Source organism: Caballeronia sp. BCC1704 (assembly GCF_902833455.1).
In the GTDB taxonomy this organism is placed as follows: Bacteria; Pseudomonadota; Gammaproteobacteria; order Burkholderiales; family Burkholderiaceae; genus Caballeronia.
In genome coordinates this window covers 524,932-541,303 of sequence record NZ_CADFFT010000001.1, presented here as the reverse complement: position 1 = coordinate 541,303, position 16,372 = coordinate 524,932, and the positions used below count along the sequence as shown (strand labels likewise).

General features: G+C 66.3%; 18 protein-coding genes. 4 read left to right on the top strand and 14 right to left on the bottom strand.

Annotation, left to right across the window (positions count from 1 at the left end):
* Positions 1 to 72: 72 nt before the first annotated feature.
* The 4 genes from HWX53_RS02525 to HWX53_RS02510 form a co-directional block, all read right to left on the bottom strand.
* Positions 73 to 1,359 carry a dicarboxylate/amino acid:cation symporter gene (locus HWX53_RS02525; RefSeq protein WP_175939127.1) on the bottom strand — a complete coding sequence of 429 codons (1,287 nt, stop codon included), beginning with the start codon at positions 1,357 to 1,359 and terminating at the stop codon, positions 73 to 75.
* Between the two features lie 432 nt (positions 1,360 to 1,791).
* Entirely contained in the window at positions 1,792 to 2,796 is a 1,005-nt protein-coding gene (lipA, locus tag HWX53_RS02520; protein ID WP_175939124.1) for a lipoyl synthase, read from the bottom strand.
* Entirely contained in the window at positions 2,793 to 3,596 is an 804-nt protein-coding gene (lipB, locus tag HWX53_RS02515) for a lipoyl(octanoyl) transferase LipB (protein ID WP_175939122.1), read from the bottom strand. Before lipB ends, lipA begins: the two co-directional genes overlap by 4 nt.
* Positions 3,597 to 3,667: 71 nt before the next feature.
* Complete coding sequence (locus HWX53_RS02510) at positions 3,668 to 3,994, bottom strand: DUF2917 domain-containing protein (protein WP_175939120.1); 327 nt, start codon at positions 3,992 to 3,994, stop codon at positions 3,668 to 3,670.
* A 123-nt stretch (positions 3,995 to 4,117) separates the two neighbouring features.
* Between HWX53_RS02510 and HWX53_RS02505 the strand changes: the two genes are divergently transcribed.
* Positions 4,118 to 5,077 (top strand): transcriptional regulator GcvA, encoded by a 960-nt coding sequence (locus HWX53_RS02505; protein ID WP_175940574.1) that lies wholly within the window; start codon positions 4,118 to 4,120, stop codon positions 5,075 to 5,077.
* Here HWX53_RS02505 and HWX53_RS02500 read toward each other — a convergent pair.
* From HWX53_RS02500 to HWX53_RS02455, 10 genes are all read right to left on the bottom strand, one after another.
* The gene (locus HWX53_RS02500; protein ID WP_175939118.1) at positions 5,061 to 5,375 is read right to left on the bottom strand and encodes a DUF493 family protein; all 315 of its coding nucleotides are present in this window, start codon (positions 5,373 to 5,375) and stop codon (positions 5,061 to 5,063) included. The genes HWX53_RS02505 and HWX53_RS02500 overlap by 17 nt on opposite strands.
* A 10-nt stretch (positions 5,376 to 5,385) precedes the next feature.
* On the bottom strand, positions 5,386 to 6,303 hold the full coding sequence (locus HWX53_RS02495; protein WP_175939116.1) for a D-amino acid aminotransferase: 918 nt from the start codon (positions 6,301 to 6,303) through the stop codon (positions 5,386 to 5,388).
* Positions 6,304 to 6,334: 31 nt separating this feature from the next.
* Positions 6,335 to 7,567: a D-alanyl-D-alanine carboxypeptidase family protein gene (locus tag HWX53_RS02490; protein WP_175940573.1), complete on the bottom strand. Its 1,233-nt coding sequence runs from the start codon at positions 7,565 to 7,567 to the stop codon at positions 6,335 to 6,337.
* Positions 7,568 to 8,027: 460 nt separating this feature from the next.
* The gene (locus HWX53_RS02485) at positions 8,028 to 8,654 is read right to left on the bottom strand and encodes an alpha/beta hydrolase (RefSeq protein ID WP_175939114.1); all 627 of its coding nucleotides are present in this window, start codon (positions 8,652 to 8,654) and stop codon (positions 8,028 to 8,030) included.
* Positions 8,655 to 8,665: 11 nt separating this feature from the next.
* Positions 8,666 to 8,995 (bottom strand): NAD(P)H-dependent oxidoreductase subunit E, encoded by a 330-nt coding sequence (locus tag HWX53_RS02480; protein ID WP_175939112.1) that lies wholly within the window; start codon positions 8,993 to 8,995, stop codon positions 8,666 to 8,668.
* Positions 8,996 to 9,353: 358 nt separating this feature from the next.
* On the bottom strand, positions 9,354 to 10,532 hold the full coding sequence (locus HWX53_RS02475) for a VanZ family protein (protein ID WP_175939110.1): 1,179 nt from the start codon (positions 10,530 to 10,532) through the stop codon (positions 9,354 to 9,356).
* A 49-nt stretch (positions 10,533 to 10,581) separates the two neighbouring features.
* Complete coding sequence (locus HWX53_RS02470) at positions 10,582 to 11,208, bottom strand: ABC-type transport auxiliary lipoprotein family protein (RefSeq protein WP_175939108.1); 627 nt, start codon at positions 11,206 to 11,208, stop codon at positions 10,582 to 10,584.
* A 34-nt stretch (positions 11,209 to 11,242) separates the two neighbouring features.
* Positions 11,243 to 12,202, bottom strand: a complete 960-nt coding sequence (locus tag HWX53_RS02465; protein WP_175939106.1) for an MlaD family protein — start codon at positions 12,200 to 12,202, stop codon at positions 11,243 to 11,245.
* Positions 12,203 to 12,232: 30 nt separating this feature from the next.
* Entirely contained in the window at positions 12,233 to 13,108 is an 876-nt protein-coding gene (locus HWX53_RS02460) for an ATP-binding cassette domain-containing protein (RefSeq protein WP_175939104.1), read from the bottom strand.
* Positions 13,109 to 13,112: 4 nt separating this feature from the next.
* Positions 13,113 to 14,240 (bottom strand): ABC transporter permease, encoded by a 1,128-nt coding sequence (locus HWX53_RS02455; RefSeq protein ID WP_175939102.1) that lies wholly within the window; start codon positions 14,238 to 14,240, stop codon positions 13,113 to 13,115.
* Positions 14,241 to 14,356: 116 nt separating this feature from the next.
* On the opposite strand from HWX53_RS02455, the gene HWX53_RS02450 reads away from it, so the two are divergent.
* The 3 genes from HWX53_RS02450 to HWX53_RS02440 are packed head-to-tail and all read left to right on the top strand — an operon-like array spanning position 14,357 to position 16,360.
* Complete coding sequence (locus HWX53_RS02450; RefSeq protein WP_175939100.1) at positions 14,357 to 15,265, top strand: biotin--[acetyl-CoA-carboxylase] ligase; 909 nt, start codon at positions 14,357 to 14,359, stop codon at positions 15,263 to 15,265.
* 11 nt (positions 15,266 to 15,276) lie between these two features.
* Positions 15,277 to 16,089: a type III pantothenate kinase gene (locus HWX53_RS02445; protein WP_175940572.1), complete on the top strand. Its 813-nt coding sequence runs from the start codon at positions 15,277 to 15,279 to the stop codon at positions 16,087 to 16,089.
* A 28-nt stretch (positions 16,090 to 16,117) separates the two neighbouring features.
* On the top strand, positions 16,118 to 16,360 hold the full coding sequence (locus HWX53_RS02440; protein WP_175939098.1) for a hypothetical protein: 243 nt from the start codon (positions 16,118 to 16,120) through the stop codon (positions 16,358 to 16,360).
* Positions 16,361 to 16,372: the final 12 nt, after the last annotated feature.

Sequence of the window (16,372 nt, the reverse complement as noted above, 5' to 3'; positions counted from 1 at the left end):
GAAACGCGCGCGGCGAAGCGTCCGCTGTCGGAGGCTTCGCCGCTCGCATGTTCGCGTCCGTCCCGAGTCGCTTCAGACCGTTTCGGCCTCTTCGGTCACGTCCACATTGCGATGCAAGGCCGCGCGCAGCTTGGCGCGATCGAGCTCGCGCTCCCACGCCGAGACGACCACCGTCGCCACGCCATTACCGACGATGTTCGTCAGCGCGCGGCATTCGCTCATGAAGCGGTCCACGCCGAGAATCAGCACCATGCCCGAGAGCGGAATGGTCGGCACCACCGCCAGCGTCGCGGCCAGCGTGATGAAGCCCGCGCCGGTCACGCCGCTCGCGCCCTTCGAGGTCAGCATCGTCACCGCAAGCAGCGTCAACTGCTGGCCCCACGACAGGTCGGTGTTGGTCGCCTGCGCGATGAAGAGCACCGCCATCGTCATATAAATGTTGGTGCCGTCCAGATTAAACGAATAGCCGGTCGGCACGACAAGGCCCACGACCGAGCGCGAGCAGCCGAGCTTTTCGAGCTTCAACATCAGTTGCGGCAGCGCGGCTTCCGACGAGCTCGTGCCGAGCACGATCAGCAGCTCTTCCTTGATGTATGCGACGAAGCGCAGCACCGAGAAGCCGACCATGCGCGCGATGATGCCGAGCACCACGACGACGAACACGACGGACGTCAGATAGAACGTGCCGATCAGCTTGAGCATGGGCAAGAGCGAGCCGATGCCGTATTTGCCGATGGTGAACGCCATCGCGCCGAACGCGCCGATGGGCGCGAGCTTCGTGATGATGCCGACCATGCCGAAGAGCACGCTCGACAGGCTTTCGATGAAGCTCGTCACCGGCCTGCCGCGCTCGCCGAGATGCGCGAGCACCGCGCCGAACAACAGCGCGATCAAGAGGATCTGAAGGATTTCGCCCTGCGCGAACGCGGACGACAGCGTGTCCGGGATGATGTGCAGGAAGAAATCGACCGCGCTCTGACCGTGCGCGGCCTTCGCGGCGTACGTGTCGATGGCCTTGTGATCGAGCGTCGCCGGATCGACGTTGAAGCCGACGCCCGGCCGCAGCAGGTGCGTGGCGACGAGGCCGAGAATCAGCGCGAACGTCGATACGACTTCGAAGTACAAGAGCGCCTTGCCGCCGACGCGCCCGACCTTCTTCATGTCCTCCATGCCGGCGATGCCGGTCACGACGGTGCAGAAAATGATCGGCCCGATGACCATCTTGATGAGCTTGATGAAGCCGTCGCCGAGCGGCTTCATGTCGGTGGCGAGCGAGGGATAGAAATGCCCGAGCGCGATACCGATGGCAATGGCCACGAGCACCTGCACGTACAGGACTTTGTAGAAAGGTTTCTTCACGATGGTTCCAGGCAATATCAGCAGTTGGCAATGAAAGCGCCAGCGGCGAGCCGCGAAGTGCGGGCAAAGCGGCGACGCGTGGCGGGAAACCGCGCGTGCCGGATCGCGTCGCGTTAGCGAGAGCCGCTACGTCGACGGATCAGGGTCGGTTGGGTGCGAAAGGGGGCATCGGCTTGTCTCCTTGGGTTTTATGGGCGGCTTCGCGGGCCTTGGGTCTTTTTATGCAAGGGTGATGCCAGTGCGCGGATAGCTCAAGCCGTTGAAACCAAAGGCGCCGCGCCGGACGCGGGCTATCGCGGCTCCGGGTTTCCGGAAAAGCGCTGCGCGGCTGTCCGATGATCTGGACGCCGCCCCGCTTCCTTGCCGATTCGTAAGCGCGAAAAAAAACCCACGTCACCGTGGGTTTTTTGCCAGCAGCAGAACACAGCGCAGTTAAACCACCCCCGCCCCGTGCGCCTGCAAATCCGCGTGATAACTCGACCGCACCATCGCGCCGACGGCCGCGTGCGTGAAGCCCATCTTGTACGCTTCTTCCTCGTACATCCTGAAGGTATCGGGATGCACGTACGCGCGCACCGGCAGATGGTGCTCCGACGGCTGCAAATACTGGCCGATGGTCAGCATATCGACGTCGTGCGCGCGCAGATCGCGCATCACCTGAAGAATCTCTTCTTCCGTTTCGCCGAGACCGACCATCAGGCCCGACTTCGTCGCCACTTCGGGATGCAGCGCCTTGAAGTCCTTCAGCAGCTTCAGCGAATGGTGATAATCCGAACCCGGACGCGCTTCCTTATAAAGACGCGGCACCGTTTCGAGATTGTGGTTCATCACGTCGGGCGGCGCGGCGGTGAGGATATTGATCGCGCGGTCCAGACGTCCGCGAAAATCCGGCGTCAGAATTTCGATGCGCGTTTCCGGCGAATGCTCGCGCACCTGCCGGATGCACTCGACAAAATGCGCCGCGCCGCCGTCGCGCAGATCGTCGCGGTCCACGCTCGTGATGACCACATACTTCAGCTTCAACGCGCCGATGGTGCGCGCGAGGTTCAGCGGCTCCTCTGGATCGAGCGGATCGGGGCGGCCGTGGCCGACATCGCAGAACGGGCAGCGGCGCGTGCACTTGTCGCCCATGATCATGAACGTCGCCGTGCCCTTGCCGAAGCATTCGCCGATATTCGGGCAGCTCGCTTCCTCGCAGACGGTGTGCAGGTTGTGCTCGCGCAGAATCTGCTTGATCTCGTTGAACCGCGAATTGCCGGTCGCCGTGCGCACGCGAATCCACTCGGGCTTCTTCAGCTTCTCGATCGGCACCACCTTGATCGGAATGCGCGATGTCTTCGCCTGCGCCTTCTGTTTCGCGGTGGCGTCGTAGGGCGCGGGGATCGTCGGGGAAGCGGGAGCGGTGTCGCCAGCCAGGTTTGCGGTTGCGTCAGTCATTCGGTTGATCCGGTAGATGCAGCGGGACGGCTCGCGCCGTCTTGCGGTTGAGCGGCGGCGCTCGGCGTGCCGTCGATCTGATGCGCCAGTCTTTCGGCGAGCGTGAGTGCGACATCGCGCCAGCCGGCCACGACGCCGAGCGTCGCCATGTCGACCGTTTCGAGTCCCGCGTAGCCGCACGGGTTGATCGCGAGGAACGGCCGAAGGTCCATCTTCACGTTCAGGCTGACGCCGTGATAGCTGCAGCCGTTGCGGATCTTGAGCCCGAGCGCGGCGATCTTCGCGCCCTCATGCAGTTCGTGCAAACGAACGTTCGCGCCGCGTTGCGCCTGAAGCGCGGACGGCGCGGCGACGTAGATACCCGGCGCGCCCGCCTTGCGGTCGGTCGCCAGATTATACGTTGCAAGCGTTTCGATCACGGCCTCTTCGATACGCCGCACCATCTCGCGCACCATGAGCTTGCGACGGCGCAAGTCGATGAGCAGATACGCGACGATCTGCCCCGGCCCGTGATACGTGATTTGCCCGCCGCGATCCACCTTGACGAGCGGAATGCCGCTGTCGGCGGAAAGCAGATGCGCGGGATCGCCCGCGAGACCGAGCGTGAAAACCTGCGGATGTTCGACGAGCCAGATCTCGTCCGGCGTGTCGAACGTGCGGGCGTCGGTGAACGCGCGCATCGCGTCGAAACTCTCGCCGTACGGTTCGAGGCCGCGCCAGCGCAAAATGACGTCGCCGGGCAAGTCGATGGCAGGCTCGGAGATAAGCTCGGTAGAAAATGCAAGCGGCGTGGCGGACATGATCCCGGTAGTTTACCGAAATCGCTTCATGCCCGCCCGCCGTGAACACGAAGATAGACGCACGCCCACCTTCAGACGGTGCGCCAGCCGGCGCGAAAACGCAGCGCGAGCCGCTCGATGCGCGCGGACAGCCAACGAATCGCGCGCTCGTCACGGCGCGGCACGATGGTGAACACGACGCGCGCGGGCTTCTCGCCTTCCGCCGAAAGCCATAGCCGTTCGCGCTCGCGCAGGTTCAGCCGGTCGCCGGGCGCAAGCCAGTAGTCTTCGATGTCGTTGCTGCGTGTCGCCCAGACCGGGCTGCCGTGCACGGTGAGCCGCGTGCCGCGCGCAATGCGCATGGGCACGGTTTCGCCGGGATTGATTTCGAACGTGACGCTTGTTGATATTTCTCGCATGATCGACTCCGCCAACGGAACGTTTCGATGACTACAATCGTAGGCGTAGCAAGGCATCAGACAAAACGATCAATTTTCACCGCTATGTGAGCCGTATTGACAAACGCATCCGCCAACATCCACATGGACCTGCGCCAGCTTCCCGCGCTGAACGCGCTGCGGGCCTTCGAAGCCGCCGCGCGTCACGAGAGCTTTTCGCGCGCCGCCGACGAGCTCTTCGTCACGCACGGCGCGGTCAGTCATCAGATACGCGCGCTGGAGGCCGAACTCGGCGTGGCGCTTTTCGCGCGCGACGGCAAGCGCGTGCGCCTCACCGACCGCGGCCGCCAGTACGCAGCCGACGTGCGCGCGGCGCTCGTCGCGCTCGCGGAATCGACGCGGCGCATGCGCTCGGGCGACCGGGACCGGCGGCTCGTCGTGTCCATGCTGTCGTCGTTTTCGGCGCGCTGGCTCACGTCGCGTGTGGGCGGTTTCATCGAAAAGCACCCGGAATTCGACCTGGAACTGCTGTCGACGAACGCGCTCACCGACTTCAGCCGCGACGACGTGGACGTGGCCATCCGCTTCGGCTATGGCAAATATGCGGGCGTGCACGCGGAGCCGTTGCTCGACGAAGTGTTTTTTCCAGCGTGCTCGCCGCGCTTCAATGGCGGCGCGTTGCCGCGCGTGCCGGCCGATCTCGCGAACATGCCGCTTCTGCGCTCCGGCGACGAGCTCTGGCGTCCGTGGTTCGACGCTGCCGGCCTGCCGGACATGCCGGAGCCCAAACGCGGCGTCTTGTTCGAGGATTCGTCGAATCTGCTGCAGGCGGCCATCGACGGCCAGGGGATCGCGCTCGTGCGGCGCTCGCTCGCGATGCAGGAAATCATCGACGGGCGGCTCGTGAGGCTCTTCAACGTGGATGGTCCGAGTCCGTGGACCTATTACTTCGTGTGTCCGCCGGAGTTGCTGGCGACCAAGCGCGTGCAGGCGTTTCGGGAGTGGATTTTCTCGGAAGCGGAGAAGTTCAGGCAGCTTTACGAGCGCACGCCCGCTGTGTGCGATGCGCCCGCCGCCGCAGGCAATCTCAGAGCACTACCTTGACCATCGGGTGGCCGGTGAGCGCGCGATAGATGTCGTCCAGATGCGCGCGGTTCTGCGCGCGCACCGTGCACGTCAGGCCCGTGTAGTTGCCGCCGGACGACGGCCGCGCTTCGACGCGCGTGACGTCGAACGCGTTGTCGAACTCGCGGATCACGGTGACGATGGTGTCCTGAAATTCGGGATGCGACTTGCCCATCACCTTGATCGGGAAATCGCAGGGGAAATTGAACAGCTCGTCGGTGCTGCTGGCCTGCGTCGGATCGGCCGACTGCGGCTTGGAATCGAATGAATCGGACATGGGTTTCTCCTTAACCGGCGCGGCTCGCCTGCTGCGCGAACTCGCGCGACTTGGCCCGCTGGTAGGCGTCATACAGCGCAGCATAGACCGGGCCGGGACGGCCGTCGCCGACGGCCTGGCCGTCGAGCGTGGTGATCGGCATGACTTCTTTCGTCGCCGAACTGATCATGATTTCGTCGGCGGCGCGCAGTTCGGCCTCGGTGATGTCGCGTTCCTCGAACCGGATGCCCGCCTCGGCCGCGAGTTCTTCGACGAGTCCGTAACGGATGCCTTCGAGAATGCGCGGGCCGCGCGGCACGCCCAGCAGCGCGCCGTCCTTCACTACCCACACATTTGAGGACGATCCTTCGGTAAGCAAGCCGTCGCGCAACTGGATGGTTTCGAGCGCGTCGTTTTCCGCCGCGTGCTGCGCCATCAGCACGTTGCCGAGCAGCGAGACCGATTTGATGTCGCAATGCAGCCAGCGCTTGTCCTCGGCCGTCACCGCGACCGCGCCTTGCGCGCGGCTCGCGGCGCTCGGCAGCACGAGCGGGCTCAACATCACGAAAACGGTCGGCGTGATGCCGGCCGGGAACGCGTGCCCGCGCTTTTTCGCGACGCCGCGCGTCACCTGAATGTAGACGAGGGCGTCGCCCGGACCGGCGTTCGCCTCGATTGCGCGGGCGATGAGCGCGCGCCAGCCCGCGTCGTCGAACGGATTCTCGATGCGGATCTTGCCGAGGCTGCGGTTCAGCCGCGCGAGATGCTGCGCGAGCCGAAACGGCAGGCGCACGCCGCCGTTCTGCGCGTAGAGCGGCACGACTTCATAGATGCCGTCGCCGAAGATGAAGCCGCGATCCAGCACCGGAATGCGTGCCTCGGAAAGCGGTCCCCACTCGCCGTTCAGATAGACCGTCGGGTTGAAGTCGTCGGCTTGGCTTTGGCTCATTCGAACCGCTCCGTTGGAACAGAAAACGCGATTACTTCTTCTTTTGCCACATCAGCAGCGCGGAATCCCACAGGCGGCCGAAGAGACCGGCTTGCGGCACGTCCTGCAACGCGACGAGCGGGAATTGCGCGACGTCCTTGCCGTCCGCCATCATGCGCACGGTGCCGATCTGCTGGCCCTTCTTGATCGGCGCGATCAGCAAGTCGTTGCGCGTGATAGTCGGCTTGACCTTGTCGCCCAGGCCCTTCGGCACGGTGATGTACTGATCCGTCTCGACGCCTGCCTGCACGTTGTCCGACGCACCCTTGTAGACGCGCGGCGATTCGATCACCTGATTCGCCTTGTAGAGGCGCAGCGCGTCATACGCGGTGTAGCCGTAGTTCAGCATCTTGAGGCTGTCCTGCACGCGCGCCGATTCCTTCGGCTCGCCCATCATGACGGCGACGAGACGCCGGCTCGCGTCCGGCATGCCCGGCAGTGAACGCTTGGCCGTGGCGATCAGGCAGTAGCCCGCCGCTTTCGTGTGACCGGTCTTGAGACCGTCGACGCTCGGATCGAGCCACAGCAGGCGGTTGCGGTTCGGCTGCTTGATCTTGTTGTACGTGAATTCCTTCTCCGAGAAGATGCTGTAGTACTCGGGGAAATCGCGGATCAGACGCGTCGACAGCACGGCGAGGTCGCCTGCCGTCGTGTAGTGCTGCGGATCGGGCATGCCGTTCACGTCGGCATAGTGCGTGTGCTTCATGCCGATGCGCTGCGCCGCGCCGTTCATCAGATTGACGAAGTTGGCCTCGCTGCCGCCGACGAGTTCCGCGAGCGCGATCGCCGCGTCGTTGCCCGACTGGATGATCATGCCGTACACGAGGTCATGCACCGTGACCGGCTTGTTCGCCTCGATGAACATGCGCGACTCGTCCGTCCTTACGCGGCGCACGGCCTCGGTCGGCATGACGGTCTGGTCCATGTTGATCTTCTTCGACTTGAGCGCGTCGAAGACGAGATACGCGGTCATGAGCTTGGTGAGCGACGCCGGCTCGACGCGTTCATCCGGATTGCCGGATGCGAGCACCTGATTGCTGGTGGCATCGACGAGCACCCACGAATGCGCGGTCACCGCGGGCGGCGGCACCTGCGCGAACGCGCTCGCGGCAGCGAGGACGGCCGGCAGCACGACGGCGGCCTTGAATGCGCGGCGGTGAATGGCGGTAGTGGGAACGAAAGCGGAGACGGGCGAGACAGAAAAGCCGGAAGGGAAAAAGCGCATAGGATCGGTCGGCAGAAAGAGCATCGGCGCTCCGCCCGGGATGATCCGAAAGGCGGCGAAGCGCGGGTTGAACAGGCAGACCGTTCATGCCGGTCGCGCTCTTCGCCTGCTGGCGGAAACGGACACGCGGGGTGCCGCGGCGAAGGAGCGCACATTCGACAGACGGCCGCGCCATCGGTTCTCAAACGATTGTTTTCGAACGTCGCGTAGGCCGGCAATGAGCCGGCGCTCTGGCGTCGGGCTTTTCGCCGCAGCGTCGCAACGTAGCGTTGTAGAGCAGCGTTGTGACACGGAGTCGCGGCGAAAAAATTCTGCGCCATTATACGCGCGGCCAAGAGCGCGATTACGGCGAATCTGCGTGAATCCAGCGCGAATCCGCGCTTTTTCAGGCGATGCCTTAAGCGAAATGTCGATTCGCTATGACCGCGTGAACCGACGCGCGACGAAAGCCTTCGGAAGCCTAACGCCAGGCGTCGACGATGACGCGCTTGAGAATATGCAGCTTGCGATGGAAGAAATGCTCGCCGCCCGGAATGACGACGACCGGCAGTTCCTGCGGCCGCGCCCAGTCGTAGACGGACGCGATGGGCACCGTATCGTCCACTTCGCCGTGAATCACGAGCGTGTTCTCGGGAACCGGCGCCACGTCCCAGCGGCTCGCCGCCGTGCCGACGAACACCATGCGCTCGATTGCCTGCCCGCTTTCCTGCATGCGCTTGGCGACATGCGACAGCACGAAGGTGCCGAAGGAAAAGCCCGCGAGCACGATCGGCACGTCGCGCTGGCCGGGCTGCGCGCGCATGTGCTCGATGACCGCGAGCAGGTCTTCGCGCTCGCCGATGCCGTTGTCGTGCTCGCCTTCGGTCTGCCCGACGCCGCGAAAATTGGAGCGATACGTCGTATAGGCGAGTTGCACGAAGGTGCGCGCGAGCGTTTGCGCGACCTTGTTGTCCATCGTCCCGCCGAAGAGCGGATGCGGATGCGCGACGAGCGCGATGCCGCGCGGCGCGGACTCCGTGCGATCGAGCGCGACCTCGATCTTGCCCGCCGGGCCGTCGATGAGAAATTTCTCTGTTTGCGCGTTCATGAAGGCGGGCGTCAGACGGGTTGATCGATCAGAAGACGCTCGACGATCTTGCCGTTGGCGAGATGCGAATCGACGATCTCGTCGATGTCGGCTTCATCGACATACGTGTACCACGTGCCTTCCGGATACACGACGACGACCGGCCCTTGTTCGCAGCGGTCGAGACACCCGGCCTTGTTGATGCGCACCTTGCCTTCGCCGGCGAGGCCGAGCTTCTTCACGCGCTTTTTCGCGTGTTCCTGCATGGCTTGCGCGTTGCAGTTGGCGCAACTGGGACGCGAGGCGTCGGCATCGCGCTGATTCAGGCAGAAGAACACGTGGTACTTGTAGAAGGAGTCCATGAGCGTCCGGCGATGGGGGTGTCGGTCGATTATAGCGAGCGATGTCGGGGGATGTGTCGGCGGGAGTTGGCGCTTTAGCGCCTTACTCCCGCCCCATGCAAGGCGGTCGGCGGGAGTTGGCGCTTTAGCGCCTACTCCCGCCCCATGCAAGGCGGTCGGCGGGAGTTGGCGCTTTAGCGCCTTACTCCCGCCCCATGCAGAGCGGTCGGCGGGAGTTGGCGCTTTAGCGCCTTACTTCCGCCCCATGCATAGCGGTCGGCGGGAGTTGGCGCTTTAGCGCTTACTCCCGCCCCATGCAAGGCGGTCGGCGGGAGTTGGCGCTTTAGCGCTTACTCCCGGCCCATGCAAGGCGGTCGCTCTAGCGATCCCCGCCCGCACCATCTCCCCCACCCCGCCTCCTCCCCATCCACGCCCTTTCCGCCGCCGACGCCAGCCACCCCAACGCCGCATACGGCCACACCCACGCGAGCCAGTGCAGCAGCCCGTTGAAATGCAGATACCGCCCCTGCCGCCAATCCGCGAGCACGATATCGAAGTACGGATTCACCGGCAGCAGATTCACGAGCGCGAGCCCCACGACGAGCGCCGCGCCAGCCAGCGCCGCCCGCAGCGCGCGCGGCAGCGACACGGCCAGCACGCCCGCCACCGCGCCGATCCCGATGCCTTCGAGCGCGCCGTCCGTCGCCCAGTCGAAGGTCAGCCCGGCGCGCGATTGCAGGAACGACGCGCCCGCCTTCGCCACCAGCGTCGCGACGATCAGCCCGATCATCAGCCGGATGCGCGGCGCCCGCTCGCGCGTGAGCAGCGTGACGAGCACGAGCGCCGCGAACAGATTCGACGACGTGATCATCGCTTCCCACGATTCGTCGGGCAACAGCGCGCTAAGGCGGTCCGGCCACGTCTCGACGTCCCACGCGGCGGGCGTCCACGCGAGAATCGCGTCCTGCATCGCCGGATCGAGCTGATCCCACAGCACGCGCGGCAAGTCGCCGCCGCCGAACAGATACGGCGCAGGAAACATCGACGCGAACGGCCACAGCGCCGACAGTCCGATCACGTAGGCCGCGTGCCGCTCGAACCACGTGAAGCGAATCCGCCGCAGCAAGCCGCGGTCGAGCAGAGCGCTGGTCGCGGGCGCGGCGAGCACGCCGCCGATCAGCGCGCCGAGCGCATTGGCGGCGAGATCGAGATTGGACGCGACGCGCGTCGGCAGATACGTCTGGAAGGATTCCATCGCGCCCGACAAGAGCGCGCCGCCCGCGAACGCCGCGCACACCGCGAGCGAGCCGCGCCAGCGCGGATAAAGCGCGAGCACGATCAGTGCGCCCAGCGGCATGTAACCGAGGACGTTGGTGACGACATCGAAGGCCGTCAGGTAACGCGGCAGCGGATCGGTCAGGAACGAGAACGGCCCGAGACCGAGCGAGCGCCAACCGGAAAACGGATACAGCGAGCCGTACACGACGAGCATCGCGTACGCGACGAGCGCCTGCCGCGAGAACGCCGACGGGCGGCGCTGCCATTGCTTGATCGTCATGAGCCGCCCAGGCGCGTCCGTTCGAGCGGAATGGCGATGAAACGCGCCGTCATCGCGATGCGGTGAGCGGCTGCGCGCCGAGCCACGCGCCCAGTTGCGCGATCAGATCGTCCGATGCGGCCGCCAGCGCTCGCGCGCCGCCCGATGCATCGGCGCTCGGCGCGGGCGCGCTCGCCGTGAACATGCGCTGCGCGATGACGCGGCCTTGCCGCGTGAGCGTCGCCCGCACCGATACGACGCCATGACTGCGTTCCGGCGCATCGAAGACCTGTTCGAAGCCGGTCAGCTCGATCTCCAGCAACGGCGCGCGCACCGTGTCCGCGCCCGTGAGCACCGGGCCGCGTTGCGAGAGCGTATCGCGCAGTCGTTGCGTGAGAAGCTGCGCCGGAGGCATCGTCCAGTGGCTCGTCGCATAGCTGCCGGTGCGCTGCGCATCGACGTAACTCAGGCGATAGACGAACGCGTCGGTTTCCAGATCACGCGACGCGCGCACCGCCAGCACTTTGACCGGCGGCATCGGCGGTTCGGTCGTGGCACTCGCAGGACTGGTGGCAGGCCGCGCGCCGAGGTCGTAGCGCGCGTCCGGCGTCGCGGGCGGGCTCGCCGCGCAGCCGGCGAGCATCGCGATGCAGGCGAGCGCAAGCGCCAACGGTCGTTTCAACTCAGCAAGTGACATAGGAATCCTTCGTTGTCCTGTTCTGTGGCCGCGTTCAGCGCGACGGATTCGCGGGCCACACGAAGCCCGGCTCGCCCGGCCCCGGGGGCATCGACGGCGCGCCGAACAGCACGCTGCGCGGACTCGCGCTGAACGTATCGGCGGCGCGATCGACCGAGCGCGCGGCGGCGCCGAGATCTTCGGTGAACGAATAGAGGCGCGGCAATGCCTCGAAGCTCACGCGCGCCGTCACGTCGCGCAGCGATTCGTTCATGTCCGCGAGGGCGGCTGCTGCCTGTTGCGCGGCGTCGCCCGCCTTGTTCAGGTTGGTCACGAACGGTCCATTCTCGCGATTCAGGTTCTGTATGAGCGCGTTCGTCGAAGCGAGCGTGCGATCGAGCTGATTCAGCGTCTGCGGCAGATGCGCGGTTGCGGGCGCGACCTGGCTCGCGAGCGACGCGATGCCGTCCGCCGCGCCCTTCAGGCTTTTGGTGGTGTCGAGAAGCTGATCGCGCACGTCGTCGGAGAGAAACTTGTCCGCGTCTTCCGAAAGACGCTCGAACTTGCGCAGGATCACATCGCCGCGTTCCTGCAACTGCTCGAAAAGACCCGGACGCATAGGCACTTCTGCGACGTGCTGCGGCGAGGACGCGAGCGCGGTCGGATCCTTGCCGCTGTCGTCGAGCTGCACGAACGCGATGCCCGTCACGCCCTGAAAGCCGAGCGTCGCGAAGGTGGAGTGCGTCATCGGCGCGTTGCGGTCGACGAGAATGCGGATGCGGATCTGCCCCGGATGCGCCCGGTCGAAGCGGATCGACTCGACCTTGCCGACGCCGAGCCCGCGATAACGCACGGCGGCATCGGTGAAGAGGCCCGTCACGTTTGTCCGCGCGATCAGGTCATACGGCACGCGCACCGTGCGGTCCACGTTGAAGAAAAACGCCGCGAACGCAATGGCCAGCACGAGCACGATGGTGAACAGTCCGGTCCAGAACGCGTGTGATTTGTTTTCCATCGGCAGGTTCCTTGTCGCTTTTGCGCCGGACTACTTCACGGTGATGGTGGCGTCGTCGAGCGCGGCGGCGGGCAGCTTCGCGCGGCGTTCGGGCGGCAGCGCCTGAAGCGCGCGCCGTCCGCGCCGCCCGAGAAAATACTCGCGGATGAACGGATGATCCACCGCCACCGCTTCTTCCACCGGCGCCGCGACGAGCACGCGCCGGTCCGCGAGCACGGCGACGCGCGTAGAAAGCGCGACCATCGTATCCAGATCGTGCGTGACCATGACGACGGTGAGACCGAGCGCGCGATGCAGCGTCGCGATCAGATCGACGAATTCGTCCGATGCCTTCGGATCGAGGCCGGCCGTCGGCTCGTCGAGAAACAGCAGTTCGGGTTCGAGCGCGATGGCCCGCGCGATGCCCACGCGCTTCACCATGCCGCCCGAGAGCGCGGCCGGCATCTTGGTCGCGTGCTTGCACGAAAGCCCGACCATTTCGAGCTTCAGCATCACGAATTCGCGGATCAGGTCTTCGGGAATCTTGCCGAGTTCGCGAAACGGCTGCGCGATGTTGTCGTACACCGACAGCGACGAAAACAGCGCGCCTTGCTGAAACATCATGCCGGAGCGCGTGCGCAGCATCTTCGCGGTTTCGGCGTCCATGCGCGCCCATTCTTCGCCGAGCACGCGAATTACGCCCGAGGTCGGCGATTCGAGCCCGAGAATCTGCCGCACGAGCGTCGTCTTGCCGGAGCCCGAGCCGCCCAGCAGCGCGACGATTTCGCCACGGCGCACCTCGAAGTTCAGATGCTCGTGAATCACCGTGCTGCCGTAGCGTTTGGTGACATCGCGCACTTCGATGACCGGCTCCGCGATCGCGGGCGGCGGCTGATGGCGCACGGCGGTGGCGAGCGTCGTCGACATGGCGTCAGAGCCCCACGTTCTGAAAGAGGATGGCGAACACCGCGTCCGCGAGAATCACGACGGTGATCGACGTGACCACGGACGTCGTCGTGCCTTCGCCGAGACTCTGCGAATTCGGCTTGATGCGAAAGCCGAAGTGGCACGCGGCGAGCGCGATTAGCATGCCGAACACGACGCCCTTGCCGAGCCCGATCCACAGATTCGCGATCGGCACGACGGACGGCAGCGAGCGGATGAAGAAAGAAATGTCGATGGACAGCACGAGCTTCGCCGCGAGCGCGCCGCCCGTCAGCGCGATGATGTTGGTCCACATGACGAGCAGCGGCATGGCGACGCCGAGCGCGAGCACGCGCGGTAGCACGAGGCGCAGGCCGTGCGGAATGCCCATGACCTGCATCGCGTCGAGTTCCTCGGTGACGCGCATGACGCCGATCTGTGCGGTGATCGCGGAGCCCGAGCGCCCGGCGACGAGAATCGCGGACAGCACCGGCCCGAGCTCGCGAATCACCGACAGCCCGAGAATATTCACGATGTACTGGTTCGCGCCGAACATGCGCAGTTGCTGCGCGGACAGATAACTGAGCACGATGCCGATCAGAAACGCGACGAGCGCCGTGATCGCGAGCGCCTGCGCGCCGGCGCTATAGATGTTCGCGGAAATCTCCGTCCACGGAGTCCGCTGTGGGCGACGGATCAATCCGAGCAGATCGAGCACAAAGCCGCCGAACATCGCGAGGCCGCCGTGCAGATGATCGAAGAACGCGAAAATCAGGTGTCCGAGCCGCGTGACCGGATCGGTGCGGTCGATGGCCTCGGGCTCCTCTCGCTCCGCGTCGAGCAGCGCGACGCGCTCGAAGATTTCGCGCTGTGTGTCCGAGAGCGCGACGGTCGCGGGCATCTTGCGGCCCCAGATGCGCCAGAGCGCCTGCCCGCCGACGTGATCGAGCCGTTCGATCGACAGAAGATCCCACTGCCCGATGGCCTCGCGCCCGATCGCGCGCAGCCGCCGCGTGACGCCGGATTTCGAGCGGTCACGCGCGAGCGCGAGCGCCGTCCACTGGCCCGAAAGACGGACCACCTTGCCTTGCTGACCGGCTTCCACTCGCAGGCGGGGCGGCGTGTCGAAGTTCAAGGATCGAAGGGGCGTTGGAACGCGGTTTGAGGGAGAGGGACATTGTAACGAAGGATCGTTGCGCGGCGGCGCGATCCGCCACGCGAAGCGCCGAGCCCGCCCGCTACAATATCCCGATGACCCCGACTCCCGCCTTCGCCCCCGACGCGCCCTGGCGCATCGACCGTAACCGGCTCGCCACGCTCGCCGAGCGTGCCGCGCGCGACTGGACCATCGAGATCGTCGACGAAACCGGCTCCACCAACGCCGATCTCGTCGAGCGCATGCGCGCGCTCGCCCGCGACGTCGCGCAACGCACGCCGCCCGCGCCGGTGGCGCGCATCGCGTATGCGCAGACCGCCGGGCGCGGGCGGCGCGGCCGCGCGTGGCTCGCCGAGCCGGGCAATGCGCTGCTGATGTCGGTGGGCTACGTGCTGCGGCGGCCCATCGAAGGGCTGTCGGGCTTGAGTCTCGCCATCGGCACCGCCGTGCTCGACGCGCTCGCGCGGCTGCCGCTCACGCCGTCCGCGCGGCCCGCGCTGAAGTGGCCGAACGACGTGCTGCTCGACGACGGCAAGCTCGCCGGCATCCTGATCGAGACGGCGTGGAATGCGCCGGGCGCGACGGCGGTGGTGATCGGCATCGGCGTGAATCTGCACGGCGCGGAGCAGCTCGCCGCGCAAGTGGACGACGCGAACCGCCACTCGCCGTCCGCCGCCGCCATTCCCGGCGCAGCGCCCGCCGCGCTCGCCCGCGCGTGGCCGGACGCGAATCTCACGGACACGCTCGCCGCGCTGCTGAATGCGCTCGACACGGCGCTGCCCCGCTTCGAAGCGGACGGCTTCCGGCCGTTCCGCCAGCGCTGGACCGACGCGCACGCCTACGCGGGCCGCGAAGTCGTGCTGATCGATCAGGGGCAGGAAGTGACGCGCGGCGTCGCCACCGGCGTCGACGACAGCGGCCACTTGCTGATCGACGCGCCCGAAGGACCGCGCGCCGTCGCGACGGGCGAACTGTCGCTGCGGCTCGCGAAGGAGCGTCCGTGAGCGACGCGCCGATGCTGCTGATCGACGCAGGCAACAGCCGCATCAAGTGGTCGCTCGTGGATGCGGACGGCGCGGCCATCGCGGGCGGCGCACTGGAGCACGAACGTGAATCCGCTAAGAGCGATGCCGCCGATCCGGCGCTCGCCGCATGGTCGGCGCTGCCTCGTCCCGACAGCGCGTGGATCTCGAACGTGGCCGGCGCGGCGGCGCAGGCGCGCATCGACCGCATGATCGACGCGCGCTGGCCGGCGCTGCCGCGCACCGTCGTGCGCGCGAAGGCCGCGCAATGCGGCGTGACGAACCGCTACGCCGAACCGGGCAAGCTCGGCAGCGACCGCTGGGCGGGCCTGATCGGCGCGCGCGCCGCGTTTCCCGGCGAGAACGTGCTGATCGCCACCTTCGGCACCGCGACGACGCTCGAAGCGTTGCGCGCCGACGGCGTCTTCACCGGCGGATTGATCGCGCCCGGCTGGTCGCTGATGATGCAATCGCTCGGCAGCCACACCGCGCAACTGCCGACACTCGATGCCGCCGCCGCCCGCCGCGCGCTCGGCCACGCGGAAGCGGCCCCGCGCAGCCGCTTCGCCACCGATACGGCCGCCGCGCTCTCGGCGGGCTGCCTGCTCGCGCAGGCGAGTCTGATCGAACGCGCGTGGCGCGATTTACGCGCGGACTGGCAGGCGGACGTGCGGCTCGTGCTGGGCGGCGGCGCGGCCAACGAGATTGCGGGCGCGCTCGCGGTGCCGCACACTCGCCACGATTCCCTCGTGCTTGCCGGCCTCGCGCTCATCGCGCGCGAATCGGCCGCACATCGAACTAACTGATTACCGACCGACTGACGGAGCCCTTAGCATGCTGCGCTGGCTCATTGCCTTTCTCATTCTGGCCAACGTGCTGGTGTTCGCGCTCGTGCACGGCATGCTCGGATCGTCGCTGCCGGCCGCGGGCGCGCGCGAGCCGCATCATCTGTTGCAACAGGTGCGGCCCGAAACGCTGACGACGCGGCCGCTACGCGCCGAGGAAGCAGCCGATCAGCCGCAGGTGGGCGGTCCCGCGCCCGCGGCGAACGTAGAGACGAAGCCGCTCGGCCAGTAACGCGCGGCCGGT